We start from the raw sequence: 3,542 nt of genomic DNA, 5'->3' as shown, positions 1-3,542 counted from the left end.
CGCCCCCGGCAGTCCCGCCCCCGGCGTGCGGAGGGACCGGCCGCGCACCGGAGCGCCCGCCCCCGCGTCCGTACCCGTCCCCCAGGGCGTGAACGGGGCGCCGGGCGCCGCCGCGAGGCCCCCCGGGAGCCCGGTCCGGCAGGCCGGACTCACCGTCGCCATGTTCTTCGCCGGCGCCCTCGGCACCCTCCTCGTGTTCGCCGCGGCGATGCTCCTCCCCGGGCTCGGCGGGGACCGGGCGGCCGGGCCCGTCGCCGCCCCCGCCGGCACCGCCGCACCGGCCGCCCCCGCGCCGTCCCCGCCCGTGGGCGTCGGCTGCCACCGCGGGGCGTGCGAGGGGCAGGACCCGCACGCCATGGGCTGCGGCGGGTCGTACGGCTCCACCATCGCGTCCACCGTCGTCGGCACCGTCCTCGTCGAGGTCCGCCACAGCAGCGCGTGCGGCGCCGCCTGGGCCCGCGTCAGCGGGGCCGCCCCCGGAGACACCGTCGAGGTCACCGCCGCCGGCACCGTCCGGAGCGCGGCGGTCGGCGCCGACGGCGACGCGTACACCCCGATGGTCGTCGCCCCGGCGGGTGCCGCCGCGAGCGCCTGCGCCAGGCTCCGCGACGGGACGACGGGCTGCACGGCGGCTCCCTGACCGCACGACGGCTCCGCCCGGGTGAGCCGCACCACAAGGGGGCGGGGATTGGGGAGGTGCCGGGTCGGATAGCCTGACCGCTGGATATCTCCACGTCGAGAGAGTGTGCGGCGACACCGGGCACCCCCGGCGCGGAGGACGTCCCGTCACCCGGGGCAGGGACCCCCACCGCCAGCTGTCTTACGGAGATCGCACATGACCCGCACTCCCGTGAATGTCACCGTCACCGGCGCGGCCGGCCAGATCGGCTACGCGCTGCTGTTCCGCATCGCCTCCGGTCACCTGCTCGGCGCCGACGTGCCGGTCAAGCTGCGCCTCCTGGAGATCCCGCAGGGCCTGAAGGCCGCCGAGGGCACCGCCATGGAGCTCCAGGACTGCGCCTTCCCGCTGCTGCGGGGCATCGAGATCACCGACGACCCGAACGTCGCCTTCGACGGCGCCAACGTCGCCCTCCTCGTCGGCGCCCGCCCCCGCACCAAGGGCATGGAGCGCGGCGACCTGCTGGAGGCCAACGGCGGCATCTTCAAGCCGCAGGGCAAGGCCATCAACGACAACGCCGCGGACGACATCAAGGTCCTCGTCGTCGGCAACCCGGCCAACACCAACGCCCTCATCGCCCAGGCCGCCGCCCCGGACGTGCCGGCCGAGCGCTTCACCGCGATGACCCGCCTCGACCACAACCGCGCCATCTCGCAGCTCGCGGCCAAGACCGGTGCCGCCGTCTCCGACATCAAGCGGCTGACGATCTGGGGCAACCACTCCGCCACGCAGTACCCGGACATCTTCCACGCCACCGTCGGCGGCAAGAACGCCGCCGAGGTCGTGAACGACGAGCAGTGGCTGGCCGAGGAGTTCATCCCGACCGTCGCCAAGCGCGGCGCGGCCATCATCGAGGCCCGCGGCGCGTCCTCCGCCGCCTCCGCCGCGAACGCCGCCATCGACCACGTCCACACGTGGGTCAACGGCACCGCCGAGGGCGACTGGACCTCCATGGGCATCCCGTCCGACGGTTCGTACGGCGTGCCGGAGGGCCTGATCTCCTCCTTCCCCGTCACCTGCAAGGACGGCCGGTACGAGATCGTCCAGGGCCTGGACGTCAACGAGTTCTCCCGCACCCGCATCGACGCGTCGGTGAAGGAGCTGGAGGAGGAGCGCGACGCCGTGCGCGGCCTCGGCCTCATCTGACCGGCCCCACCCGGCCCGCACCACCCCGCACCACCCGAGGAGCCCCCGGACGGCCGTACGCCGCCGGGGGCTCCCGCCGTCCGGGCCCGCTCAGCCCGCTCCCGCACCGTCCCGCAGGGCGGCGGCGATGCCGCGCAGGGCCGCCACGGCCCGCTCGTGCAGGACCGGCCCGCAGGTGATCCGGGAGGCGCCCAGCCGGCCCAGCTCGGCGGGCGGCGGGCCGCCGGGCGCGGCGAACGCGTTGAGCGGGACGCCCGCCTCCGCCCGCAGCACCGGCAGCAGGTCCGGCGGCGCCAGCAGGGGGTACACGCAGTCCGCGCCGGCCTCCGCGTACAGCCTCGCCCGCCGGACCGTCTCCTCCGGGTCCGGCACGCCCCGCACGTACGTGTCCACGCGGGCGTTGAGGAACACCGCGCCGCCCACGGCCGCGCGGAACTCCGCCAGCCGGTCGGCGTGCGCCGCCGGGTCCGCCAGCCCGCCGGGCCCGCCGTCCTCCAGGTTCACGCCGGCCACGCCCGCGTCGAGGACCCGCGCCGCCAGCTCCTCCGGCGGCAGCCCGTACCCGTCCTCCAGGTCGGCCGAGACGGGCACGTCCACGGCGCGGACGATCCGCGCCACCGCCGCGAACATCTCGTCGGCGGGCGTGTGCCCGTCCTCGTACCCGAGCGACGCCGCCATCCCCGCGGACGGCGTCGCGAGCGCGGGGAACCCCGCCTCGGCGAAGACCCGCGCGCTCGCCGCGTCCCACGGGCCCGGGAGGACCAGCGGGTCCTCCGGGGCCCGGCCGTGGTGCAGGGCCCGGAACTCCTCCGCGCGCGCCGCCCCGTGCGGCCGGGCCACTACAGGCCCTTGTACTGGCCGGGCCGGTAGTGGCCCGGCACCGAACGGGCCGTCACGGCGAACCGGTTCCACGCGTTGATCACGATGATCGACGAGATCAGATGGGCCATCTCCGTCTCGTCGAAGTGCTCCGCGACCCGGTCGTACACCTCGTCCGGGACGAAGCCGTCCGTCAGGAGCGTGATCGCCTCGGTCAGTTCGAGCGCGGCGAGCTCCTTCTCCGTGTAGAAGTGCCGCGACTCCCGCCAGGCGGCGAGCTGCACGATCCGCTCGACGCCCTCCCCGGCCGCCAGCGCGTCCTTGGAGTGCATGTCCAGGCAGAACGCGCAGTGGTTGATCTGCGAGGCGCGGATCTTGACCAGTTCGGCCAGCGCCGGGTCGAGCCCCTGGTGGGCGGCGGCGTCCAACCGGACCATCGCCCGGTACACGTCCGGGACCAGCTCCGCGGGGGCCAGGCGGGCGGNGTGCTCGGGNCNCGGCCGCCGTCCGCGGCCGGGGTGCCGGCGGGGGCCCGGGTCTGCTGCGCCTGCTGCGTCTGCGTCGTCATGTCCTCGACCGTACGCCGGTGTTGGCGTGCCGGTATGGTCCATTCCCATGACGGGATCACGGGCCATTTCCGCCGCGTTCGGAGCCGACCTCCACGTGGAGATCCAGGGCCCCGGCCTGCGCGCCGGACTCATGGAGGCCCTCCGGGAGGCCGTCAGGACCGGCCGCCTGGCCCCCGGCACCCGGCTGCCGTCGTCGCGCACCCTCGCCGCCGACCTCGGCGTCGCCCGCAACACCGTCGCCGACGCCTACGCCGAACTGGTCGCCGAGGGCTGGCTCACCGCCCGCCAGGGCTCCGGCACCCGCGTCGCCCGCCGCGCCGCCGCCGCAC

General features: G+C 76.0%; 3 protein-coding genes and 2 pseudogenes. 3 read left to right on the top strand and 2 right to left on the bottom strand.

All coding sequences use genetic code 11. The annotated features are described in order from the left end of the window. Together MW084_RS04525 and MW084_RS04520 are read left to right on the top strand one after the other, a co-directional pair. On the top strand, positions 1 to 640 hold a 640-nt coding region (locus tag MW084_RS04525), incomplete at its 5' end, for a DUF2690 domain-containing protein (RefSeq protein WP_275563482.1). A gap of 195 nt (positions 641 to 835) precedes the next feature. Further along, positions 836 to 1,825 (top strand): malate dehydrogenase, encoded by a 990-nt coding sequence (locus tag MW084_RS04520; RefSeq protein ID WP_010468442.1) that lies wholly within the window; start codon positions 836 to 838, stop codon positions 1,823 to 1,825. A gap of 90 nt (positions 1,826 to 1,915) precedes the next feature. On the opposite strand, the gene MW084_RS04515 is transcribed toward MW084_RS04520, so the two are convergent. Beyond that, positions 1,916 to 2,665 (bottom strand): isocitrate lyase/PEP mutase family protein, encoded by a 750-nt coding sequence (locus tag MW084_RS04515; protein ID WP_010468441.1) that lies wholly within the window; start codon positions 2,663 to 2,665, stop codon positions 1,916 to 1,918. Continuing rightward, positions 2,665 to 3,128: pseudogene (locus MW084_RS04510) on the bottom strand (carboxymuconolactone decarboxylase family protein); the annotation flags it as partial. The pseudogene MW084_RS04510 and the gene MW084_RS04515, both read right to left, overlap by 1 nt. Before the next feature lie 131 nt (positions 3,129 to 3,259). Here MW084_RS04510 and MW084_RS04505 point away from each other — a divergent pair. Next, positions 3,260 to 3,542, top strand: a pseudogene (locus MW084_RS04505) (GntR family transcriptional regulator); the annotation flags it as partial.

Origin of the sequence: Streptomyces sudanensis, from assembly GCF_023614315.1 — a bacterium.
GTDB classification, from domain to species: Bacteria; Actinomycetota; Actinomycetes; order Streptomycetales; family Streptomycetaceae; genus Streptomyces; species Streptomyces sudanensis.
Note: the sequence above shows the minus strand (reverse complement) of the source record. Positions and strands in the feature narration are given on the sequence as shown.

Excerpts from the sequence above, each read along its gene's own strand:
- MW084_RS04520 (WP_010468442.1), top strand. The coding sequence starts at position 836 with ATGACCCGCACTCCCGTGAATGTCACCGTCACCGGCGCGGCCGGCCAG.